Source organism: Clostridium sp. L2-50 (assembly GCF_000154245.1).
Classification (GTDB): domain Bacteria; phylum Bacillota; class Clostridia; order Lachnospirales; family Lachnospiraceae; genus Coprococcus.
The window spans coordinates 46,214-70,820 of record NZ_DS480322.1 but is presented as its reverse complement, the minus strand read 5'-3'; the positions used below and the strand labels follow the sequence as shown (position 1 = coordinate 70,820).

The window sequence follows — 24,607 nt, the reverse complement described above, 5'->3', positions numbered from 1 at the left end:
GTATTTATGTTTATAGATGGCATTCTAACAGGAAGTGTTAGGATGCCATAAGAAGTTTGGAGAATTTTGATGACAAAAGAGGAATGGTATAAGCAGCTATTTGAGAGACTTGGTAATTCCAAGTTCCGAAGCAGCTTTCATTTAAAGCAGAAGGATATTGATTACATAAATGAAAAAGGACTGGATACTATAAGACAGCATGCGCAGGACTTTATTGCAAAGCGGGAAGCTCCGGCGGTTATTCCAAACGATGGAAAACAGACGCCGATGAAAGGGCATCCGGTATTTATCGCACAGCATGCAACTGCAACCTGCTGCAGGGAGTGCATCCGAAAATGGCATAAGATACAGCTGGGCAGGGAATTGAGCCAGATACAGCAGGAGTATCTTGTGGATGTGATCATGACCTGGATTCAGAGAGAGATGGAGAGAAATAAGGATTAGATAGGTAAAAATAATATTTCCTTAATTGGGATAGAATATTATAAGATTATTCGCTTAATTTGTTGACTATTCCCTTAATTAACACTATTATTTAAGGAAAAGGAAGGAGAAGTAAGGGAATGCGAAACTTCAATTATTCTGCAATTAAATATCAGAAATGGGATTCAGAGATTTTAGGGTTAATTGCTGCTATTTATAAAGAAGCTGGAAAACAGGAGATGTATTTGAGGCAGCGTCCAGAAGAACTTGATAAACTTGTAGAGATTGCAAAAATACAAAGCACCGAGGCATCTAATGCTATTGAAGGCATTGTTACGACGAGTACCAGAATGCGTCAGCTTGTTGAAGAAAAGACAACACCTAAGAACCGGGATGAGCAGGAAATTGCGGGGTATCGTGATGTTCTGAATGTTATTCATGATAGCTTTGATGCGATTCCTATTACAAAAAATTATATTTTGCAACTGCACAAGATGTTATATAGTCATATGAACAATCCGCTTGCAGGGCAAACAAAGAATGTACAGAATTATATTAGTGCTACTTATCCAGATGGACATGTCGAAGTGCTGTTTACACCACTTGCTCCATTTGAAACACAGGAGGCACTCGACAGAATCTGTGAGGAATACAATCGTGTCATAGGAAATATGGAATTGGAGCCACTTATTGCTATCCCTGTTTTTATACATGACTTTCTATGTATTCATCCTTTCAATGATGGAAATGGAAGAATGAGCCGTCTGCTCACTACATTACTGCTATATCGGAGTGGATTCTATGTTGGAAAGTATGTCTCATTGGAAGCAAAGATTGCCAAGAATAAAGACCTGTACTATGAGGCTCTTGCTGCGGCTCAGCCGGGCTGGCATGATGGAACAGAAGATGTAGTGCCATTTATTAAATATTTACTTGGTACCATTCTTGCTGCCTATAAAGACTTTGAAGACAGAATGGCGTTGGTTGAAATAAAACTACCTGCACTTGAAATGGTACGGAGAGCAAGTCATAATAAAATTGGACGTTTCAATAAGCAGGATATACGGGAGCTATGCCCTACACTCAGTGACAGCTCTATTGAAGGTGCATTGCGAAAATTGGTTGCATCAGGAGAATTGAGGAAAGAAGGAAAAGGAAAAAATACCTGCTATTTTGGGGTGAGGTAGGTGTATTGCTTGGGTAAAATTGCTGGAAAAATGCTTAGATCAGAAAATTTTCCAATACGAATGGATAGTATAGTAATTGAAACAATGAAATGATACGTTATTGTTAGTTTTAACATAGAAATACTAAGGGGGAGATTTAGTTGAAAAATATAAATTCTATTCAAAATGCAATCATACAGTTGGAGGGGGGAGCCTTTCAAAAATTGTTTGATGCATATCTTTACAAAAAATATAAATTTAATAATATTCAAACTTTGGGAGTTGAAACAGGAACTAATAAAACTACAAAGGGGACACCTGACTCATATGTAGTAACTAATGATGGAAAATATATTTTAATAAACTATGGAACTGTAAGTTCAAATCCTGTAGAGAAAATACGTGCTGATATTTTATCATGTTTTGATAAATCGAAACTATCAATACCTAAGGAGAAAATAAAAAAAATAATTTGTGGTCACCGTTCTACAAATATTCATATAGAGCAATTCGATAACATTATGGAAATTATTGATGGCATCGAAATTGAACTTATTGGAATAGATACGCTTTCACATGATTTGGCATTATTTTATCCACATATTGCAAAAGATGAGCTTGGGATTTCAATTGATACAAATCAATTTTTTGAGATAGAGGATTTTGTTAAAATATATGATGTATATGGTATAAATGCGCCAATTAATTGTGATTTTCTTCATAGAGAGCTGGAACTTAATGAGACATGTACTAGTATACTTAATAACAAAGTGACCGTATTGACAGGACCATCGGGAATTGGAAAAACAAGATTGGCCATAGAAGCATGTAGACGACAAGATTCTGAAAAGATAAAAGTTTTCTGCGTCAAAAGTAATGGAAATCTTTTATATAATGATATAAGGTATTACATTTCTGATCCTGGAAGATATCTAATTTTCTTCGATGATGCTAATATGGTTGCAAGTATAGATAATGTGCTTAATACTATTTTGACATTATCAACAGATTTTGATGTTAAGATACTTATTTCCGTAAGAGATTATGCCAAAGATAGAGTGATAGAGGCTGTATCAATGTTTGTATTACCTTGTATCATTGAAATTGGAGAATTTAAGGATGATGAAATAAAAGATATTTTAAAGTCGGACTTAGGGATAGTGAATCCAGATTATCTTAAAAAGATTGCAGATATTGCAAATGGAAATATTAGACTTGCTTTTCTTGCAGGTATGCGATCAATAGATGACGGATATCAAGCAATATGTAATGCTGAGGATATTTTTAAAAATTACTATGGAAGAATTATCAATGAAGCGAAGCTGACAAAAGAAGATGTGCTTATGTTGTTTTTTATTGCTATAGCTGGACCGGTGAAAAATAATGAAAATCAACTGTATAGTGATATAAAAAATTTATATGGAGAGAAAATTATTGAGGATGATATAATTGAAAAATTGTATTCTTTGGAATTAATAGATTGGTTTAAAAACGAGATAACAAAAATTGCAGATCAAAGTTTTAGCAATTATATACTTTATTATGTTTTATTTGAGAAAAGATGGATAAGTGTAGAAAGCTTGATATCAATGGGATTTCCTACATTTCGGAATAAAATAATATATACATTGAATACTCTGTTAACAATATTCAATTCAGAAGAGTGTAAAAAATATATTAAAGAATCAATAATTGCTGCGTGGAATAATGCACCAATGGAACAGGATATGGAGTATCTTGAATCGTTTTATCGAGTTAATCCAGATAAGGCCTTATCTATTATTAAGAATTGTATAGATCAAGAATCGAACGTTGATTTTGACTTACATAGTTTTGATATTAACTCTAAAAAAAAATATCACAAAATTACAAAAAAAATAATAGAAATTTTGGGAGGTTATAAATATACAAAGAACTTTGAAGATGCAGTTGATCTTTTGATGCTGTACTATAAAAAAAGGCCAGATTTGATAATGGATTTTAATTTTGTGTTAAGTGATCGGTTATTATATGATAAATATTCATATAGAGATAGGTATAATCATGAAATGCGTTTGTTAGATAAGTTATGGGCTTATACAGGGGAGGGTGAAAACTATAATAACAGCATACTGTATTTACAGATTGCTGAATGTGCATTAAAAACAGAAGTGTCTTTTACAGAAGAGATTAGAAATAGCAGATCAGTCAATTTTGTAAGGATGACACTTCGTTATACTAAGGAATTAGCTCATATACGTACTCGTATATGGCAGAATCTAGCTATTTTACGTAAGAAAAAAGAGTATTATAATGCAATCAATAACTTCCTTTTAGAAATTCATCTTAATAGATTAGACGAAGAGGACTCTAAGAATTATTTACAGCTAGATTTTAATATAATATATGACTATATAATTGACAAGAATTCGCCTGATTTTTTTGATGCGATGGTTATTGCAAAATACAAAGAGGCAGCAGAGCAAATCGGCATAAAGCCGGATCATCGTTATATGGTTGCTGAGAGAAATACAGAGTTCAGAATTTATAGAATGCTGACCTATGAGCCTTTGACTGGTCAAACAATAGAAGAAGATGAGCGCTTACATAAAGAGTTTATTTCGAAAGAAATAGACACATATGATTTGAATGATTTTCAAAAATTATTTTGCTCTTGTAAATTTCTGGAAAAGATAGTCTATGATAGGGAACAATGGTCACTAGATTCGGGGTTAGATTATATTTTTGAAATTCTAGAAGATAAATCCGATTTATATTTGAAGGTGCTTAAAGAATATTTTGATGCAAATGCACCATTTAGGTTGAATGGATATCGCCAGGTAAAATATTTGCTTGATCATATAGGCTATGAAGCAACATATTGCTTTGTAAATGATAGTGCATTTGACAAGAGAGATATATGGATGTCATTTATTTGGGAGTGTGTGCCGGAAAAAGAAATAAATGAGAAGATTGCTAATGATTATAAAGCTTTTATAGTTAATAATTTGGCAAATGACAAGCCAATCATTACTACAGTACAGGTTATGGCTCGTTACAGTGAACAAGATAGTGAATTTAAAGCAACAGTAATAAAAGCGATATTAACTAATTCTAAACTATCGGCAAGTTTTTTAGACCATGTACGTAATAATGATACAGAGGTAGATAGGATTATTAATTTCTTTAGAAATGATATTGATGCATTGGTAAGAATTTATATGAATGCGCTAGAAAATAGTCATTATGTTGATTACAGTGGAAAACTTTTTGCAAAGATATTCGAGAAACAACCTATAGTTTGGAAGAAATATATTGATTGGGTTAAATCAAAAGATAATATGCACAGAGATGGAAATGTACGTAAAATTTTTGAATTAATATGGAGAAAAGATAAGTGGCGTGAATGTGTGGAATATGCATTTAAGATTCTTATAGATGACGACATGATCTTTTACATAAAAGAACCGGCTGTTTTATTATTTGCTAAGACATCAGATGAAATTATAATGAAACGAAAGAAATATTGGCTGTTTGAAAAGATACGGGAAAACAATTTTGAAATTGATAAATGTAAAAGATTTATAGATATGGTTGTAAATGTCTTGCCGGATTGGAAATTGGAATATATTCTTGAATTCCTAAAAGAAAACAAGAAGCTGGAAGATTTCAAGAAAATACACTTATTTCCCTCATCTTGCTCATGGTCAGGAAGCGAGATCCCATTAATTATGCAAAAAATAGACTTCCTCAAATTACTGAAGGATAATCTTAAGGGTATTGACTATATTGACCACAGAAAATATATAGAAGAATATTGTATAAATCTTGAAAAGGAAAAAGAGAAAGTAGAATTAAGAGAATATCTTATGAATGCCGATTATGCATAAAGACTTTTGAGAGCATGGAGAAAGTATGGGACTGATAAAACCTATTACAATTGGCAAGATAAAGTATGCATCAGGTTATTATAAGTTTCTATTGAAATTAGTAATAAAGTATCTAGATGGATAGTATTTGAGGACAAAGCATGTACAGCAATTGCATGATATAATGAAAAATGCACATCTCAGTCAGTAGTCTGCCCCCTTAACTAACTACGATTTGACTACTACATACTGCCCCCCAATTGCTGCATTTTGAAGTGTTTTACGAAAAGTGTAGTCATTAATAGGAAAAATACAATGCCACCAAAAACGGTAAACCAACGCAAAAATCGGCATTACAGGGTATTTGCGTGAAATAACCACTATGCTGGCATAAGTGGCTATTTGATGGAGATCGTGACAATGTGCGATAGCGAGATGAGAACAGGAGAATTTTATGATTAAAGTATTATTCATCTGCCACGGCACTCCAGTTTTATGATAATGCATATCTTCGCAGACTGGGGCAACACAGGGCAGAATATGGCAGAAAGCCTTGGAATTACTACGGTTTCGACTACTAAGGCTCATGGGCGGAATCGGGATAAAGGCAAAGGTGTTGGGAGAAATCCTTAGTAGTAACCGACTACTAAGCGATGGCACACATACAAAACTTTGAACATAAAAAGCCACAATCGTTGGGAGCAAGAACACAGGGATTGTGGCTTTTACTAACATAGCTATTGCAAGTCGGCTAAATTTGCAGTTGTGTTATTGAGATAGTGATTGAACATAAAAGTAGGTGAAAGCATACGAACCTCGACTACACCTAGACCAATATTAACATCTAAGTCTTTAAGTACATTGAATTTCACATAGCCCATTACTTTAGGATCGTTCTCGCGTTGTGGCATGAGAAAATAATTTTTTACTTCCACTGTTTGATGTTGAACCTCGCGAAGTTGCTTCAGTATGTCTTTGTATGCAATGAAATACATGTATTGTTTTGCCACATCCTCAACACCAGGTTGACCTTCAATTTTATTATCAGTCCATACAGGGCAGTAGTACTTGGCATCTAAGATATAAAAAATATAGTGATTTCTCTGCCCTGTATTTTCGAATCTTAAATAATCAGGTTTTAAAGTAGCGGTAGGAAGCCCGGTACTTCCTTTTTTATATTTTTTCCATATTGGTTGCTTTATTAGCTCAACTAAAGTCGGTGGTTTTTGTGCAAATTCCTTATTTATAACGGAGTAATCTATATTAGGCTCAATCTCTGTTACGTCAGGATGTCTGGATTTATCAGCTTTTTGACTTTTGAATACTTTTGCGCATACTTCTTCCCAAATTAAGTTGAAAGAACGAGTTCCTATAAGTTGGATTTCAGTATCACCAACAAGTATTTTACTACTCTTGAAATATAATTTCATAGCTTTTAATACCATTATCTTTCGATCATCAAATGTCTCCGATAAAGCTAAATCCAATTTTTCAAGAATATAATCAGTGTCACCAAATGAATCTATTTCATCATCTGAGATTTCAGCATACGGTAGGCTAAAAAAATCACTTAATCCAGCAGCATCTATTTCATAGGAACAGGATGTTACAACATAGGCATGCAGTCTTTTAATAAAATCGTAATCATCACATACATTGCGTTGGGTGTATAATTCGACATACAAAGGCCTGTTATCTGTGATAATAGGATATGTATCATCGATTGTTTTTTGCCACAAAATATTATCACTACCATTTATTTCTATAATAGCTTCATCTGTTTCATAAGGACCGTTCGTAGCGTAATCTTCAAGTAGAAATAACATTACAGATAAGGTGTTCGGTTTGCCGTTATCATCTTCATCAACAAATAAATTTATATCTCGAATATCCTGTTTTGTTTTTTCTCTACTATACTTTTCAATAACACGTACAACTTGTGTTAATTCTTTTTGAGGCTCATAAGTTGGAAGAGCAGTGGCGCTTCCGATATATTTGGGATAAACATATATTATTCGATTTTGGCATATGGCTATGCCCACAAAGGAAAATTTATATCTTTTAGTATTTGCAACAAGATCGCTATCATCATAATTTTCAAATTCGATATCGGCTTCATCAGGTTGTTGTTTTTTTTCGGCTTTTAAAATATTTCTACTGAGTAATTCCTTTATATAAGATTTCAAATGCCTAGAGACTTCTTCCTCTGTGGAGTAGCTTTCTTTATTGAAAAGAAACATCTCCTTAATGCTTTCGATGGAATAATACCAGTCTTCCCTTACATAAGCGGAAATAACAGACATAGTATCAACTCCTTAATTAGTGTGTTAAATCGATTCTTTTATTATTTCGTTCTGTTTCTTGATTGGCATATTCTTTAGTCCTAAAATTGTCACCAAAAATACCAAGACCTATTCGTCTAAACTCTGAGCAGACAAAAGAATATCTGTTTAGCTTTTCTTTCGGGCGAATGCCTTCAAATAGGTCTGGTCGTTTGGTCTTTGCAGCATCTTCAAATAGGTACATAAGCACTTTGTCACAGAACAATTTAATGAAATCTGCATCTTTCGTTGCAGGAGAAAAGATACTATTGCAACTCGCATCTAATATTTTTATAAAGAAAGGTCCCATTAGTTTATCTTCATGCATTCTTATTTTTTCATTTGAAAGTTTCAGATTTATTGCTCTTCTTAGAACATTCCATTCAATTGGTCCATCAGCTAAGTTGAATGTGTCATTTTGATTCTCTACAGGTGTTACATGACCTCCGCTTCCAGGAATTGGTACAATTTTAAATTCTTCATCATCTACACCAATATAATTAAATCCCCATCTACGTTTGAATGCGGTATCCATAGGAAATACACCTTGGTCAGCGCTGTTCATAGTAGCATAGATATACATATTGTTTGGAATACGCAACTCAGAGTAATCATTTGACGATCCGCCAAAAGTATCGGCCAAGTATGCTCTGACGTCTTCACTAGCATTGATCGAGTATTCACTTTTGCCGCTGTCGTCTCTATCTAAAAGTTGAAACATATCTCCAAATACGGCAGCAGCCTTTGCACGATTTATTTCTTCTATAATAAGGTAAAAATTTTCGGGTGTGTTGGTTAATCCACTTTCTAATGCTTTTTTTAATATTCTCATAAATGGACCGGGAACGAATTTATATGTAATTGTGCCACCAATTTCAATAGGTTTGTAAGTTCCAACAAATTGAGAGTAAGAATAGTCTGCAAAAAAAGTAACTCTTTCGTAATTTGTTGACGAAACGCCCAAATCATCAAGCTTTTTCTTGAAACCATAGCTTTTCCCTGTTCCAGGTGCTCCAAATGCAATTATGTTTTTTTTATCAGTATTTGTGTTTGGTTCATAGTTGAAAGCTCTTAATGCAGTTACAAAATATGGCCTCAAATCAAACATTCCAAAGTATTCTTTCATTTTTGTGGTCAAATTAGTGGTTCTATTTTTGATTCTTATGAAAGATGCCTGGAAGATGCTACAGGTATGGTCTGATTTATTACATCTTACATAGTCTTGTGGACCGTGGGTGGCGGTATAATTATCTAACCATTCGTATAGGCTTCTGATATCCATACGACCTGACATATTGTTCATATTTGTTTCAATAGAAATAATGTATTCATCTAGTGTGATATTGGACATGTATGCTACATATGTCATTGCTTTACTATAAATAGTCAAACAAAAAAAGCGTTTTCCTTCGGTGCGTGCAGTCTTAAAGGCTTCAACTGCCTTGTCTGCAAAGATTCTGATTTGTGGCTTTGATCTATCTGTGCCAGTGATAGAAACATCGGCATATGAGATGATTACATTTTCTCCGGAAGGGAGTATAATTTCATCCATATTCAAACTACTATTTCGTATAGTTCTTGTATATCCTAATTGATTGTCTATATAGTCTCTTATAATATCTGTTGAATTCATAAGCAAGCCTCCTCTAATAATTAGTGACAACAATATGAGTGGTGTCGGTATCAAAACGATTTCGGATGTTAACGGAATATCTTACTGGATATTCTGAGACAATATGTCCTGCATATAATTCTTCGGTTAATGGAGTTCTTCCAATTACCATAAGAATTCTGCAATTGACGTTTTGTATAGCAGAAGCTAGTCTCCTGTGTTCATCTTCACCGAAATTAGTTGTCATATTGCCGTAGTCGTGAAATATACAGTCATATGGTGGATCTAAAAACATAAAATCGTTTGCATTTGCTAGTGCAAATATATTTTCAAAATCAGTTTGCAATATTTGCGCATTCTGAAGTAATGTACTGTGTTGAGGTAATATGTTATTTACGCGAAAATGTTTATATCTTCCAAAAGGAACATTATATTGGCCTTGAGCATTATAACGAATCATTCCAGAGTAGGCTGTCTTATTAATGAAATAGTACAAGGTGCCATCTAAGTAAGTGGAAGGTGTTAATCCATTATACATATCACGCAATTGATAATATAAGGGCTCATTATTATTTGGCACTCTGGCTTCGGGATGTAAGGTCTTTTGCCTTGCATATACAGTTTCGTTTTGCTCATAGAGCACATGTAATTCAGTTAGTTCTTGCATTAACTGAGGATAATTGTTGGCAACTTGCTGATAAAAATTAATCAATGGATGGTTTATGTCGTTTATAATTGATTGGACTGGTTCTTGATCAAAAAAAACTGCACCTCCACCAAAGAATGGTTCAATATATGTTGTGTAGTTTTGAGGGATAAGATTTCTGAAATTTGGTATTTCACGTCTTTTTCCACCTCTATATTTAAGTAATGGCTCCATGTATTCCTCCTTACCCCCAGGGGGAGTATTATCTTTGTGACTATTCATCTTAAAGACCGATGCCCCCTCAAACACGTTTTTTCGCGAAATTGCATAGGGGGGATTCTGGTGTCTTTTAACATATTTTATATAATATCATAGCACATAATTGCATGTATCTGGCTGACATTAGATACAATAATCTATTTGCCTTTCCGCCAAATCATATAAATTAATGTGCTTTTTTCTTGATTTTTTGAGCCTTTTCAATGGCTTTTCGCTCACGATAGGCTTTTTGCTTTCGGGCATTTCGAACTTTCTGGCATTCTTCGGCATCACAAAACTCCTGTCGGTTGCTCTTTCGTATTATGAATTTACCACAGTTTCGACAACGAATCATAATGCCTTCTGGACGATTATCTGATTTCCCTTTATCTTCTGGTGCAGGGTCTTCGGAAAGCATTCTTGCAAGTGTCAGCCATGCAATATCAAATACAGAATTAATATCGGTAGAAAATTCTAATCGGTTAGTGCGGGGATCTACCTTTAATTTCATGGTAAATTCCGGAATGATGTCAATAAGAGCATTCCGCAATTCATCGTAATCGTCATATGGTGTAGTAGCAAATTCTCCGGTTGGAGGATTTTCTGCCGGATGATTTGTAATGTACTCATTATCAATTCGCATTTCTTCTATGAGGTTTCCTTTTGCATCCCCATAATCTAAGTCATCCGGTATTGCAACGATAGGATGCTTATATTTATCAAAGAAAGAGTAGCCCTCAAAGTATTTTCCTTCTTTGGATAAATCATATGCAGCTTCGTCATCGGCAATACAGATACCTTCGAGAGCAACATAAAACATGACTGCATTATATAATTTTCCGAGGTCATCTAAGAAGTTGTTAATCTCGAATGTTCCGTCTTTTTCTACCATTTCTGCATCGAAGCTATTTATATCAAACGATTCATTCAATTTAGAATAAATGAAATCAATATTATATGGATGCATATTATTTGTACACCATTCCATGATGAGCTGTGTATATGGAATTTTATTATCAAAGCTGTTTATCTGCATTGCCAGATTGCAAAGGCTGGTAAGCAGTCCCTGTCCGGAAAGAAAATCTTCTTTAGGAAATATGGGTTCATATCCGGGGCGGCAAAATGGTGTTGCACAATAATCATCGCTTTTATCAATATCAAGTTCATATTTCTTGAATCGGAAAGGGTGGTAAATCAGTTGCCCGATACCACCGATTTCTTTAAATCCTAATATATCTGTTGTTTTATCTGCTTCTGATGGAATCGTTTCATCATTCCAGTTTAATGGCATATCATACCTCATTCCAATCGTTAATTCGTAACCGTTAGCGTTACCGTCAGTTTTTGGACTTCGGTTACATTATAGCTTAAAATATTCATGAAAACAATAAAAAGTTACACAAAATGATGTAACGGATTTGTACCTTGACAATTTCATCCCGTTCTTAATGAACAAGCCTTTGTTACTGCGTGGACTGGTAGCCGCCAAGAGCGGTAGCAGAGAATAGAAGAAATGGCATCTGGCTTATGAATGATAAGACAGCACTTGCACTCAGAAAGCTGAAGGATAACGATGGCAATTATTTGTGGAATCAGGCAAATGATACAATTCTTGGCAAACAGGTTATTATTTCGGAATATATGCCGGATATCGAAACAGGTACTAAGCCGATTGCATTTGGTGACTTTTCTTATTACTGGATTGTGGGAAGAAAGCCTGTGACGGTAAGAACATTGTTGGAAAAATTTGTACTGTATGATCAGATTGGATATCTTGCATTTGAGTACCTTGATGGAAAACTTGTAAGAAATGAAGCAATCAAGGTTATCCAGATGGCAGATGCAGGGAAATAATCATAGAATTGTTTGATTTTATTTCTATCATCTTGAATGGGATATATGCCTCTTGTATGGTATTTAGCTGTATTGGGGGTTAATACCCCGTTTAAATTCGCAGTTTTTGTGCGTGAAGGGGCGGCACCGTTGCCCGGCATGAAAGGTGACAGAGATTAAGACCGCCCCTGGGGGCAAATATCACAGAATCAGAGTGAAAATGACAAAAAAGAAAAAATAGTACAAAGGAGTCAGCTGTGTGACCACCTTGTCGGAAGGAGAGATACTATGAATGCAGAAAGCAATGAAGCGCTTTCTGTTAGTGAGAAGTATATGCTCACCATCAAGGAGGCAGCAGCTTATTTTAATATTGGTATAAAGAAACTGAGAAGAATTGCAGAGGATAACCTTGGAACGGTGGCGGTGTACTGCGGAAACAGATTCCTGATCATCCGCCCGAAGTTTGAAGAATTTATTAGTGGTTCTTCAGAAATATAGTTCCTTTTATCTGCCGAAAGTAGTTGCTATTACAGGGCAGAAGAGCGAACATAGAATGACCCCGAAAACCCTTGAAAACAGCCACTTTTGGAAGAAAGGAAGTGTTTTATGGCATGACCAGATTTAGCAGAAAAGGATATTTTGAATCCTTCTGAGGCAATCGAATATTTTGTTTTGAGCCGGAGAAAATTTTATGATTTATTGAATAATACGGATGGGGAAGATTTCCTGGCATACTACGGAGAACGCAAGCTGATTCTTCGTGTAGCCTTTGAAAGGTATCTGCGTAACCATCCAGAGTTGAGGAGGCGGGTATAATGGCAAAGGCAGGAAGAGGACAGACAAGGCGGGATTCCAAACGCAGGGTTCTCAGGCCGAGAGAGCGCGTAAGGGCAGATGGAAAATATCAGTATAAGTACCATATTGATGGAAAACCACATTTTGTCTATAGTTGGAAACTGGAGCCTACGGATAAACTCCCAAAGGGCAAGAAACCATGCCTTTCCCTTCGAGAGTTGGAAAAACAGGTAAACACAGATTTAGATTTGCTTGTAAATATCGTGGACGGACAGATGACAGTATGTGAACTGGTAGACCGTTATCTGAAAACCAAAACAGGAGTAAGGCAGAGCACCAAGCAGGAATATGTTATATTGCAGAGATTACTTGCAAAGGAAGCATTCGGGAAAAAGACGATACGAAGTGTGAAAACTTCCGATGCAACGCTGTTCCTTATAAAATTGCAACAGGAAGATGGAAAAAGCTACAGTTCCATTCATACCATCCGGGGAGTGCTGCGACCAGCTTTTCAGATGGCTGTGGATGATGACATTTTGGTAAAGGATCCATTCGGATTCCAGCTTGCTGGAGTTGTGGTAAATGATTCGGTAACAAGAGAGGCTATTAGCAAAGACCAAATGAGAAAGTTTCTAAAGTTTGTCCATGACGATGTGGTGTACTGTAAATATTATGAAGTGGTTTACATACTTTTCCACACGGGAATGCGAATATCGGAATTTTGCGGTCTGACACTGAAAGATATTGATTTGGATAAGCGAATCGTTAATATCGACCATCAGCTACAGAGAACATCAGATATGAGGTATATTATAGAAACTACAAAGACGGATGCCGGAACAAGGAAACTTCCTATTACAGAGGATGTGGCGCAGATGTTTCAGGCAATCATTGAGGATAGAAACGCACCGAAAGTGGAGAAAGCCATAGATGGATATAGCGGATTTCTATTTTATGATGATAATGGAATGCCACTTGTGGCAATGCATTGGCAGCACCGATTCAACCATATGGTTGGCAGATACAATGACATCTACCGAGTGCAGATGCCAAATATTACACCTCATGTATGCCGACACACCTATTGTTCGAATATGGCAAAATCGGGAATGAATCCAAAGACATTACAATACCTCATGGGGCATTCGGATATATCGGTCACAATGAATGTGTACACACATATCGGATTCGATGATGCTGAGGAAGAATTGAAGCGAATGGAAGAGTTTAGGAAGGCGCAGGCAGAGATTGAAAAGAAAAACGATGCAAAAGCGGTATCGCAAAAAATGTTTAAGGTAGTGTAGCAATACTACATAGCAGAAACGCTCTGGTTATACTGGAGCGTTTTTTCTATGGAAAAATGATAAGGGTGGCGATATAATATATAACAATAATGTTACTAATGAAAAGAGGTATTTTGTATGGGAATTGAAACTGCTGCAGGTGTTGCTGGTAAAGCAGCGTTAGAGTTGGTTCAAAATGAAAATGTGTTAAACAAAACTGTAGGGGCTTTAGGAATGTTATTCCCCTATGCAGGTATAACAAAAAAAGCTGTTGATATGTATATTGCTGAAATTGAAAAATCGGATATGCCAATAGATGCGAAAATGTATGCCATGATGAATGCAAAAAAGCAACTTAAGCAGATGAAAAATCAGAAACAAATTGCAGAGATTGCAATGCAGAACGCTAAAGAAGGAACAAGTTTTACGAGTGATTGTGGTGTGAGTGAAGAGTGGCTAGAGCGTTTTATGGATTCGGCAGCTTATGTGTCAGATGAAAACATACAGCTTATATGGGGAAAAATTTTAAGTAATGAGTTTGATAATCCGGGAACTACTCCACCTAATATGATAAGAATATTATCAGAAATGACACCTACATATGCTAAGGCTTTTAGACAATTATGTAGCATGAGGTTTTTGATTGTTTCTATTTCTGAAAACGAGGAAATAACGGGAGCATATTGGAAGATGGCAGTTCCATATAGCGAAAATATCGAATTAATGAATGAATTGGGAATTTCTTTTCAAGTAATTAATGAGTTGGAAACACTAGGAGTGATAAAGTTTGATTCAGTTGCCGGGTATATTACAACAGGAATTAAAGATAAAAAAGTGCTTCTTTGTGTAAATGGAAAAACAATGGAAATAACCCAACACGAAAGTGAGAGTATTCCGATTGGAGATGTGATTTTGACTTCTGCAGGGGAAACACTTAAAAACATAACAACGATTGAAGAAATCGAAGGATATGATGAGGCTGTAAAAAAATATATGTGTTCTGCAGGAGTTCTATTTAGTGAAGAGGAACACTATCAAATTGTTTTAACGGGTAATAGATTTCAGGTTAAAAAGAAAGAAGTATAATTAGAGAGAGTTATATATGCGAATTTTAAGTATCAATATAAATGATTTTGGTGGGTTAGAAAATCATCTAATGGAGCATAAAAAATACAATGCTTGGGTTGGTAGAGAGTGTATTGACTGGAAATACTGGAGTGCTATAGATAAAGATGTAGTTTTCAATAAATTTCTTAATTATATTGAGGATAAGCAACCGGATGTTTTAATAGTTAATGAAATGATAGTTAGTCCACTAGAAAGAATAGATTTTATATCAAAAATAGAAGAGATGGGTTTTTCTTATTTTGATGAAACAATACCGAGCGGAAAATACTCATTTACAATGATGTTTTATAAAAATATGAAATGTACGTTATTTGCATCTCCTAACAGTGGTTATCGAGAAAATAGGTCTATTTTGTATTTTGTTGAAGGGATTTATGTAAATGGTACACATTTTCCACAGGAAAGTGATACTAAGTTTCTAAATGCTGTTGAGATGTTTTGTAAGGCGAGGAAAAATGATAAAGTAATAATTATTGGAGACTTAAATGCAAATGATGTTTCTCGAGGCAATAAACAATTGGTGGAGAGATTGAAAACATATGGATATGAGGATGTGTGGGTTCAAAAGGGAAATCCAGATGATACAGTAACTGAGGCAAAATATAGAGGAAGATTGGATTATGCAATCGCTTCAGAAGCAGTTTATGCATCTATTTCAAATATGGAAATAGATCCTATGCCGATGGATTGTGGAATGACAGACCATGCGGCAGTAATTATAGATGTGGTTTAAATGTTTTCCTTAGTAGTAAGAAACTTCCTTTTACTACTAATTTTACTACTAACAGGTAGTAATAACTTGCTAAAATCTGCTCTGATTTGCCACATTCACACATTTCAGAGCAAACCATAAAATCCCCGGAAACCCTTGCAAAACAGGGCATTTCGGGGCAAAACAAGGAGAAACAAAACTATGATTAAAGTACTTTTCGTTTGCCACGGCAACATCTGCCGTTCCCCCATGGCAGAATTCATATTAAAAGATATAGTAACAAAACGTGGTATTGCCGATCAGTTTGAGATCGCATCGGCAGCCACCAGCACAGAAGAGATTTGGAATGGTGTTGGGAATCCGGTGTATCCGCCGGCAAGAGGAGAACTTGGCAGACATGGGATAAGCTGCAAAGGTAAAAGAGCCGTGCAGCTTACAGCCTCAGATTATGATCATTACGATTATCTGATCGGTATGGATTCTATGAATATGAGGAATATTGAACGAATGACCGGACACAGACGTGGGGATAAGATCTATAAGATGCTGGAGTTTGCCGGGCGGGATGCAGATGTCAGAGATCCGTGGTACAGTGGAAATTTTCGGGAGACTTATGAAGATGTTGTAGAAGGCTGTCAGGCGTTTCTTGACTGGTTGACAATTAACAAGAAATTAAGTAATTGATTAACCCAAATTTCACTTAATTTCCGAATAATTAAGTTGGATGCAAACTTTCTTTTTGCTAAAGAACATGTTAATATACATATAATAGCAAGTTCCTGTGGGAACAGAACATGTAAAATTAGGTAAGTATTCATTGTTGGGAGAAGATATTATTATGGCATTTGAATCATGGAGAGAGATTAACAGAATAAGGAAAAATCACCGCGACGCCATATATTTTTACGCGAATCTGCAAGAGCGGTTTTACACGATTGAGGAAAATGATATTCTGCCTGATGAGTTGAATCCGGATGATAAAAATTTACTAAAAGCATTTTGCGACTGTACATGTATAGAAGAAACAGAGAAGAATAAAATGTGCAATTTGTATAGACAGATTGAGCAGGGAACAAAAGAGCCGATCAAGATGGATGATTTGGAGACATGGGTGCATCTTGAGACCAGATCAGGGAAGAAAGCTCTGATGGCAGTCCTTTGTTACCTTGAGAAAGATGAAAAAGGATTGATTCGGGAGTATGTGGGCATGATACGGATCATGCGCAAACAGGAATTAGAGAATCGGGAGATTGTGACATCGTTTAGCAATGATAAGAATCCGGCATTCTTTCTCAAGAAGATTGCGCGTTTTCAGGCAGAGCATCCGGAGCGGGAGTATGCATATATTCAGTTTGATGTCCGTAGATTTAAGTATATCAATGAGAAGTATGGCAGTGATACAGGAGATAATATTCTTCGGTATATATATGACACGCTGGATGTGATGTGTGATAAGGAACATCTGCATTGTAGATTGTCAGCGGATGTATTCCAGATCGTGACCTATTATAATTCCAGAGAAGAAATCATGGAATTTATTGATAAACTTGATGAAAAAATTCGGAGATATGGTGATATCAAGTTAAGCATTACATATGGAGTGAATATCGTACCGGGCAGCTCAACGGCATATCGCAAGCATGGAGATGAAGCAGGACTTGCCCGTGCAGAGGGTAAGCGGACGATTTTGAATAAGGTTGTATTCTATGAGGATACGCTGATGAATCATGTGAAACAGACGGGAGCGATCGAGGAAGTTGAGGAGGAGGCTCTGAGACGGGAAGAATTTCAGGTTTATCTTCAGCCAAAGTACCAGTATGACAGAAGCCATGCGAAGATCGTCGGAGCAGAGGCGCTTGTGCGCTGGATTGATGCAAATGGAAAATGCAAGTCGCCGATGGAATTTATTCCGGTATTTGAGGCAAATGGATTTATATACAAATTAGACTGTTTCATGTGGGAGATGGTATGTAAAGTTATTAGAAGATGGCTGGATACCGGAAGGCAACCACTTCCAATCTCGGTGAATGTGTCGAGAACCTATCTTCAGAAAGAAGATGTTGCTGGATATATCAAGAATCTGATCGACAAATATCAGATTCCGATGGAGCTGTTCCAGTTAGAGATCACGGAGACAACGGAGAATGCAGAATCATTGTCTTATATCAATAGTTTGAAACAGGCGGGATTTACATTGTTAATGGATGATTTCGGATCAGGTTATTCTTCCCTTTGTATGTTGAAGAATACACCATTTGACGTATTGAAGATGGATCGGCAGTTTTTGGATGAATGTTTGGACAGTAAACAGGGTGAGACGATCATTTCTCATGTGATATCCATGTCAAATGATTTGGGCTTAAGTATTATAGCAGAAGGCGTAGAGAATCGAGGAACGGCAGATTTCCTTTATGATAATGGATGTAGCGTATCTCAGGGATTTTATTTTTCCAAGCCTGTTCCGATTCCGGAGTTTGAACATATGTTGGATGAACAGCAGACAGAGCAGCAGAGGTAGATATAAGGAACGGGAGGACAAAGTACTGTTGGAACTTTTGGATGGAAGACCGGAGAATACGGAAGGAAGACTGGAGAAGGAGATTCGGGTATATGATTTTCTTGACCATCTTGGAATAGAATATAAGAGAGTCGACCATGAACCGGCATTTACGATGGAAGTATGTGAGGAGATTGATAAGATGTTGCAGGCGACAATCTGTAAGAATCTTTTCCTGTGCAATCGTCAGAAGACACAGTTTTATCTGTTGATGATGCCGGGCGACAAGCCGTTTAAAACGAAGGAGATCACTTCACAGATCGGGAGCGCAAGACTGTCATTTGCATCGGCTGAGGACATGGAGAAATATCTGGATATCGAACCGGGGGCTGTCAGTGTCATGGGACTGATGAATGATACGGAGCATCATGTACGGCTGCTGGTGGATGAAGACATATTAAAAGGCGAGTATCTTGGCTGCCACCCATGTGTGAATACATCCAGTCTGCGGATGCGCACGGCAGATGTATTCGGATCGTATCTGGATGCGGTCGGACACGATATGACAAAAGTCGTCCTGACAGGTGAAGCATAGAGCAAAGAAAAAAACAGGCCATAAGTCATATACATTCAGGGAAATGTTGTTGACCATGTGTTTGGTTTTTGCTATGTTTAGACGAGAGATTTGAAAGGAAATAAAATATGAAAGAAAATATAAAGGGACAGCCGGGAAATAGAAAACCGGATGGCAGAAAAGTCCAGTCTCCAAATAAGAAACCCAACCCCGTGGCATACGAATATACAGACGAAGAATATCGGAGATTACTTGTAAAGAAGCAGGCAGAGATGGAAAAGCTGCTTTCAGGATTTGCACCGGTCGATCCAATCGTGGGAATGGAAAATCCGTATTATTACAGGAACAAAGTATGTGCGGAATTCAGAAAACTGAAGAATGGTACGATCATCTCCGGCCGATATCAGGAGGGTACTCATAATGTCATAGAGACAAAAGGCTGCAAGATCGAAGATCAGCGGGCGGATGCGATCATTCAGGATATCACAGGGCTGTTTCGTTCATTTAAAATGATGATCTATAATGAAGACAGCGGATATGGACTGATCCGTCATGTGCTGATCCGGACAGCACATCAGACCGGACAGATCATGGTGATCATTGTGACGGCATCTCCGGTATTTCCGTCGAAGAAGAATTTTGCAAATGCACTTTTGAAGCTTCATCCGGAGATCACAACGATCGTTCAGAATATAAATATAAAGGATACGAATATGGTGTTAGGTGACCGAAATCAGGTCATCTATGGCAAAGGCTATATAGAAGATGTTCTCTGTGGCAAACGGTTTCGTCTGTCGCCGGGAAGCTTTTACCAGATCAATTCTGTTCAGACGGAGAAATTATATAACAAGGCGATCAAATATGCGGATCTGAAAAAGAAAGAGACGGTGATAGATGCATACTGCGGAATCGGAACGATCGGTATCGTTGCAAGCGACCGGGCAAAACGAGTGATTGGTGTGGAACTGAATGCAGAAGCAATCCGTGATGCGAAGATTAACAGCCGGATGAACAAGATAGAAAATATCGAGTTCTATGCAAATGATGCAGGCAGGTTTATGGTAGAACTGGCAGACGCAGATGAGCATATTGATGTTGTGTTTATGGATCCGCCTCGTTCAGGAAGCACGGAAGAATTTCTTTCTTCCGTTGTAACTTTGTCTCCGCGTAAGGTAGTTTATATTTCCTGTGGACCGGATACCCTTGCGAGAGATCTGAAGTATCTGACCACACATGGCTATCAGGTGTTAAAGATCACACCATTTGATCTCTTCCCATTTACTGAGCATACAGAGGTTGTTACGCTATTGACGAGAGACAGAGTTATTTTTAAGTAGGAGAGGAACGTTATTAAAGATGAAAGAAAAGATAAAATTATTATCCGGTGCACAACTGAAATATATAGCATTTGCTTCAATGTTGATCGATCATGTTAATAAAACATTTTTCATATATTTTAACAGCAAGGCTTTAATAGTTATGAGTGAACTGTTTGATATATTAGGCAGGATCGCATTTCCTATCTTTATTTCCCTGTTGGTGGAGGGATATTTTAAAACGAGAAATCGATGGAGATATTTGGGAACACTCCTGGTATTTGGAATTATATCAGAGGTTCCGTTTGATATGTGTACATCTAATGTATTTTTTGAACCAAACTGGAATAATATCATGTTTACGCTTGCGCTGGTGTTGGCGATGATCTGGATTATTGATGCCCTGAAAAAGAAGATGCAGACACTGCCCAAGTTCTTGTGGTATCTTGTATCTTTTATAATTGTAGCAGTAACTTGTCTGATAGCCATGAATCTGAGTCTGGATTATGATTCCCATGCGGTGTTGATCGGTTATTTTCTGTATCTTTTTCATGACAGACCGATTATTGCTATTCCGTTTAATTTTGCATCGATGTATAAGGAACCATGGGCACTTCTGGGCTTTGGCCTGATGCTTACTTATAATGGAAAGCGTGGAAAGCAGAATAAGCTTGTGAACTATTTGTTTTATCCGGTGCATCTTCTGATATTGGGAATTCTGAGAATGTGTCTTGGAATTTGACAGTAATTTGACGGCAACCGGCTGATAATCATTGAATTTTATGCCCCAATGTAGTATAATCATCGTGCTATTTTGGGGCTTTTTTGCGCCATTATACAGGTAAAGAACAAGAATACAGAGAAAAATTACCTTGTGGCATCAACTTTGAACGGCCATCTGACATAACGTAATATGGCTGAATGGTATGAGTTGTATGACCTTATAAATCAAGGTTTTAAGGAGGAATTATAACCATGAAGCTCGGCATAGTTATTTATCAGCCTTATTTTCATAATTCTATATATCCTCATAAATATCGATAAAGCCTTATAAATCAAGGGTTCTTCGGTGATTGCTAGATACATAAAATCTAGTATAAATTTATATAATTCATAAAAAAATGGTACACTAACTGGTACACCAAAAATTAACTGAGTAATGTGGATATAATAAGATTGCCCCAAGATAGGATTATAAGATAAAGACGTCAGCATAGAAAAATGCATGACGTCTTTATTTTTTATAATGAAATGTTAAATATGTTCTGTAGAAATAAGTAGTGTGTTTCGCGTATGTTCCATCAATATCTTTTGCTCATCAACAGAATATACTACATCGGCAGCTTCTGGTTTGATAGCTGCATTCTTCTTATCTTTATAGGCAAGATATGCAGCAAGGGCATTATTGATGGAATCATTTGAAAATGAGAATGAAATGCTGTCCGGTATGTAATCTCCGTTTTCGTCTTTTTTACCTGTTATGTCCATGTCAGTTTGTTCATCCAGTCTCATAAGGATAGACAGGACATCCCCTATTGTAGAGATTTCAAAAGTAAGAAATTCATTTATGCTGACACCCAGTGCGGATGCAATCTTTAATAGCTGAAAATCAAATGACAGAGGACGTCAGGCTGGAGACGTATTTGAGATGATAGCTTATATTGATATCATCGGCAATCGCTTAGATCAGATGACGCAGGAAATAAATCAGATGCGCAAGGAAATGCAGGCGATGCGTGATGAACAGGTATCAAAGAGTCTGAAAGAAGTCTTATCAGATGTGGTCGGTAAGGCACAGTCGCGATGTAATGAGATGAAACAGAAACTTCTTGAGGCGAAAAATGATATGGAGATAAAGGCTGCAGAGATTGTAGGTGACTTTAGGCAGAAGGGGAAAGAGGCTCTGAACAAGGTGGCTGACTTCCTCGGGGCAAAGGAGAAGCTGTCAGAAATCCGTGAGAAAGTACGTGAGGGAATCCGTGAGACAGACCAGACACTTGCAAGAATTGATGGATTCTCAGAAGGTATGAGAACCGCGAGTCGTCAGATCGCAGACAGCTTCCGCGCGCTTGCTGGCAGGGAGAAAAAAGATTATGTGCAGGATGATATAGCCCGTGATAACCAGACATATCTCCGTAAACCATGGGAGTGGCAGAAGAAAGTTTATACTGGGCTGGAACTTCACCTCGATGCCGCCATCGACAAAGTAGATAATCTTCGCCTCGATGTTATGGACAGACGCATGCAGGAGCTGAGAGATCGCAGGAAAGAGTCAAAGTCAGAAAATAAGGAAAACTATGGAACACCAGAAAGAGAAACATCACATCTTCCTCTAGGGCGATTAGCAGTAGTTGATGAAGAACAGCCGGTATATGGAGCTGATGCTTTTGAGGCATATATGGCAAAGCAGGATGGGAAAAAGAATATAACGGATACGATGATAAATCGGGGGCAGATGGATAAGCATAAGAGTAGATAGTGAGATAAAATTAAGTTGTTGATAGAATATGTTGCGGGACGTAGGTAAGAGATATTGCATGCGTACGATTCAATAAAAATACAGATGATTTCGCATTTTGCACAGCTAAGATCAAAAAGTTTGTTTCATACAAAGATATCAAAAAGCTGATGGCTGATCTGAAGCTTATATATGCGGCTCCAACAGAAGAAACCGCTTTAAAAGAATTAGAATTATTCAAAGATAACAATGCAGCTTAACGGCTTGAAATCAATATATTTCCCATTGGTAATACCTAAGGTTAACAAGATGACAATATATTGCTTTGATGCTATGAAAGTAATATAATAATAAAAAAATGTTTATGAAAAATGATGAGAGTATGCAATAATCGTGTTTTTGTGTCGATATATGCAGAGTAACGTAATAATGAGTAGAGAACATGAAAACAAGGATGTACAACCATGGAAGAGAACAAAAGGTGTGTGAGAATCCCAGAGGGAACATGCTGTGCGTATTGCTAATGGACTTGATATTTAATGTGTTTCATTTGTAACATATAAAATTATGAATGGACTAGGAGGATATAGTTGTTTCAAAATGGATGGAAAAACTTTCGTGAAAGAATTCACAAGAATATTGGAAAAAGTATGTAAAATCACAGGAATTTCTTATAATGACAGGATTATTATCTCGGATGATCCAGAGTGTGATGCAGATTATGGAGTTGATAAAAATGGTAATCTGGTTATTGATTGTGAGTGCACAAATTTAAAGTTATCAGAGCTCAGAGAAATTCGTTATAGAGCTAAAAGTGGTATGATTGAAGATTGTAATGGACATATTTCTTTGGTGTTCAATAATGGTATGGAATTCTATATGCACTTTGATAGTATGATAGGGTTAGGCGATCAAATTTATAGCGTCAATTTTCAAAATGGTGCATGCGACTGTAGCAACTATGTAAAAGAACTGATTCATATAAAAAATCTTGATTGGAATAGTCAGTTTATAGTATCAGATAATAAGTTGCTCTTATATATAGGCATTCAAAAAGATGTTGTTATTCCAAAAGGTATTACCGAGATTAGAGAAAGTGCATTTGCACGTACGCATATTACAAGTGTTGTGCTTCCTGAAACGCTTACATATATTGGGAACATGGCATTCAGTGAAACTAATATAGATTCCATTTGCCTACCAAAATCAATAACATATATCGGCAATGGAGCATTTAGACTTACGCCTTTGGAATCAACAAAAAATATCAAAAATTATTCAGATATTATAATTGATGACCGTGTTTGGTAAGTGAATATAGCTGATTACTAACACTGTGCTAATGATACAAGTAAATAAACTAGATGAGTATCTGGGGGGGGATAAAAGTTTCGCCACAGTTGCCATTAAAATAATAAGGGGCTGTAAAAAAAGTCCGTAGATAAAGAAGCGCCAGTTTCGGCAAATGTCGGTTCTGGCGCTTCTTTGTATGGATCTTTCTGTTACTGATCGTAAACGCTCCATAGCCAGTACCCTACCGTATTCTTAAAAAATTTGAGATAATCTTCCTAAAAAGTTGGAAAATTCGCGCGTATTTTCCAACTACGTTAAGGAGGTTGCAAATTCCGGCTCATCTGACCACGTATTCCGCTAAGAACTGATCGGTCTTTCCGGATGTAGCTGAACGTATTTCCGCTTCAGCTGATCAATAAGTTTTCAACGTGTTATAGTTCTTTC

Annotated in this window: 19 protein-coding genes and 2 pseudogenes; 16 read left to right on the top strand and 5 right to left on the bottom strand. The window is 36.6% G+C overall.

What is annotated here, in order from left to right; translation table 11 throughout:
* The first annotated feature begins 69 nt into the window (after window positions 1–69).
* From CLOL250_RS08360 to CLOL250_RS08350, 3 genes are all read left to right on the top strand, one after another.
* Window positions 70–444: a DUF4186 domain-containing protein gene (locus tag CLOL250_RS08360; RefSeq protein ID WP_008401895.1), complete on the top strand. Its 375-nt coding sequence runs from the start codon at window positions 70–72 to the stop codon at window positions 442–444.
* Between the two features lie 119 nt (window positions 445–563).
* Window positions 564–1,610 (top strand): Fic family protein, encoded by a 1,047-nt coding sequence (locus CLOL250_RS08355; protein WP_008401894.1) that lies wholly within the window; start codon window positions 564–566, stop codon window positions 1,608–1,610.
* Between the two features lie 140 nt (window positions 1,611–1,750).
* Window positions 1,751–5,458, top strand: a complete 3,708-nt coding sequence (locus CLOL250_RS08350) for a hypothetical protein (RefSeq protein ID WP_008401893.1) — start codon at window positions 1,751–1,753, stop codon at window positions 5,456–5,458.
* Between the two features lie 716 nt (window positions 5,459–6,174).
* Here the strand turns inward: CLOL250_RS08350 and CLOL250_RS08345 are convergent.
* The 4 genes from CLOL250_RS08345 to CLOL250_RS08330 form a co-directional block, all read right to left on the bottom strand.
* Window positions 6,175–7,740: an LlaJI family restriction endonuclease gene (locus tag CLOL250_RS08345; RefSeq protein ID WP_008401890.1), complete on the bottom strand. Its 1,566-nt coding sequence runs from the start codon at window positions 7,738–7,740 to the stop codon at window positions 6,175–6,177.
* 16 nt (window positions 7,741–7,756) lie between these two features.
* Window positions 7,757–9,391, bottom strand: a complete 1,635-nt coding sequence (locus tag CLOL250_RS13390; RefSeq protein WP_049941099.1) for an McrB family protein — start codon at window positions 9,389–9,391, stop codon at window positions 7,757–7,759.
* A gap of 13 nt (window positions 9,392–9,404) precedes the next feature.
* A complete protein-coding gene (locus CLOL250_RS08335) occupies window positions 9,405–10,250 on the bottom strand; it encodes a DNA adenine methylase (RefSeq protein ID WP_044945636.1) in 846 nt (281 codons plus the stop codon).
* Between the two features lie 211 nt (window positions 10,251–10,461).
* Window positions 10,462–11,565, bottom strand: a complete 1,104-nt coding sequence (locus CLOL250_RS08330) for a hypothetical protein (protein WP_084770688.1) — start codon at window positions 11,563–11,565, stop codon at window positions 10,462–10,464.
* Between the two features lie 218 nt (window positions 11,566–11,783).
* Here CLOL250_RS08330 and CLOL250_RS08325 point away from each other — a divergent pair.
* The 11 genes and pseudogenes from CLOL250_RS08325 to CLOL250_RS08275 all read left to right on the top strand — a co-directional run.
* Window positions 11,784–12,128, top strand: a pseudogene (locus tag CLOL250_RS08325) (phage major capsid protein); the annotation flags it as partial.
* A gap of 267 nt (window positions 12,129–12,395) precedes the next feature.
* Window positions 12,396–12,605, top strand: a complete 210-nt coding sequence (locus CLOL250_RS08320; protein WP_008401884.1) for an excisionase — start codon at window positions 12,396–12,398, stop codon at window positions 12,603–12,605.
* Window positions 12,606–12,746: 141 nt separating this feature from the next.
* Window positions 12,747–12,923, top strand: a complete 177-nt coding sequence (locus tag CLOL250_RS08315; protein WP_008401883.1) for an excisionase — start codon at window positions 12,747–12,749, stop codon at window positions 12,921–12,923.
* Window positions 12,923–14,206, top strand: coding sequence for a site-specific integrase (locus tag CLOL250_RS08310; protein WP_008401882.1), 1,284 nt, complete (start codon window positions 12,923–12,925; stop codon window positions 14,204–14,206). The genes CLOL250_RS08315 and CLOL250_RS08310 overlap by 1 nt, the downstream gene beginning before the upstream one ends.
* A 117-nt stretch (window positions 14,207–14,323) precedes the next feature.
* Complete coding sequence (locus tag CLOL250_RS08305; protein ID WP_008401881.1) at window positions 14,324–15,271, top strand: DUF2806 domain-containing protein; 948 nt, start codon at window positions 14,324–14,326, stop codon at window positions 15,269–15,271.
* A gap of 16 nt (window positions 15,272–15,287) precedes the next feature.
* Window positions 15,288–16,046 carry an endonuclease/exonuclease/phosphatase family protein gene (locus tag CLOL250_RS08300; RefSeq protein WP_008401880.1) on the top strand — a complete coding sequence of 253 codons (759 nt, stop codon included), beginning with the start codon at window positions 15,288–15,290 and terminating at the stop codon, window positions 16,044–16,046.
* A 180-nt stretch (window positions 16,047–16,226) separates the two neighbouring features.
* On the top strand, window positions 16,227–16,709 hold the full coding sequence (locus CLOL250_RS08295) for a low molecular weight protein-tyrosine-phosphatase (protein WP_044945634.1): 483 nt from the start codon (window positions 16,227–16,229) through the stop codon (window positions 16,707–16,709).
* 154 nt (window positions 16,710–16,863) lie between these two features.
* Window positions 16,864–18,543 carry a GGDEF domain-containing phosphodiesterase gene (locus CLOL250_RS08290; protein ID WP_147554317.1) on the top strand — a complete coding sequence of 560 codons (1,680 nt, stop codon included), beginning with the start codon at window positions 16,864–16,866 and terminating at the stop codon, window positions 18,541–18,543.
* Window positions 18,515–19,117, top strand: coding sequence for a prolyl-tRNA synthetase associated domain-containing protein (locus tag CLOL250_RS08285; protein ID WP_008401877.1), 603 nt, complete (start codon window positions 18,515–18,517; stop codon window positions 19,115–19,117). The genes CLOL250_RS08290 and CLOL250_RS08285 overlap by 29 nt, the downstream gene beginning before the upstream one ends.
* A 107-nt stretch (window positions 19,118–19,224) precedes the next feature.
* Window positions 19,225–20,433, top strand: a complete 1,209-nt coding sequence (gene rlmD, locus CLOL250_RS08280) for a 23S rRNA (uracil(1939)-C(5))-methyltransferase RlmD (RefSeq protein ID WP_008401876.1) — start codon at window positions 19,225–19,227, stop codon at window positions 20,431–20,433.
* A 19-nt stretch (window positions 20,434–20,452) separates the two neighbouring features.
* On the top strand, window positions 20,453–21,154 hold the full coding sequence (locus CLOL250_RS08275; RefSeq protein WP_008401875.1) for a TraX family protein: 702 nt from the start codon (window positions 20,453–20,455) through the stop codon (window positions 21,152–21,154).
* Between the two features lie 512 nt (window positions 21,155–21,666).
* Here the strand turns inward: CLOL250_RS08275 and CLOL250_RS08270 are convergent.
* On the bottom strand, window positions 21,667–21,900 hold the full coding sequence (locus tag CLOL250_RS08270; RefSeq protein WP_156782871.1) for a hypothetical protein: 234 nt from the start codon (window positions 21,898–21,900) through the stop codon (window positions 21,667–21,669).
* Window positions 21,901–22,033: 133 nt separating this feature from the next.
* On the opposite strand from CLOL250_RS08270, the pseudogene CLOL250_RS08265 reads away from it, so the two are divergent.
* A pseudogene (locus CLOL250_RS08265) lies at window positions 22,034–22,891 on the top strand (DUF6674 family protein); the annotation flags it as partial.
* Window positions 22,892–23,437: 546 nt separating this feature from the next.
* Window positions 23,438–24,181: a leucine-rich repeat domain-containing protein gene (locus CLOL250_RS08260; RefSeq protein WP_008401869.1), complete on the top strand. Its 744-nt coding sequence runs from the start codon at window positions 23,438–23,440 to the stop codon at window positions 24,179–24,181.
* Window positions 24,182–24,607: the final 426 nt, after the last annotated feature.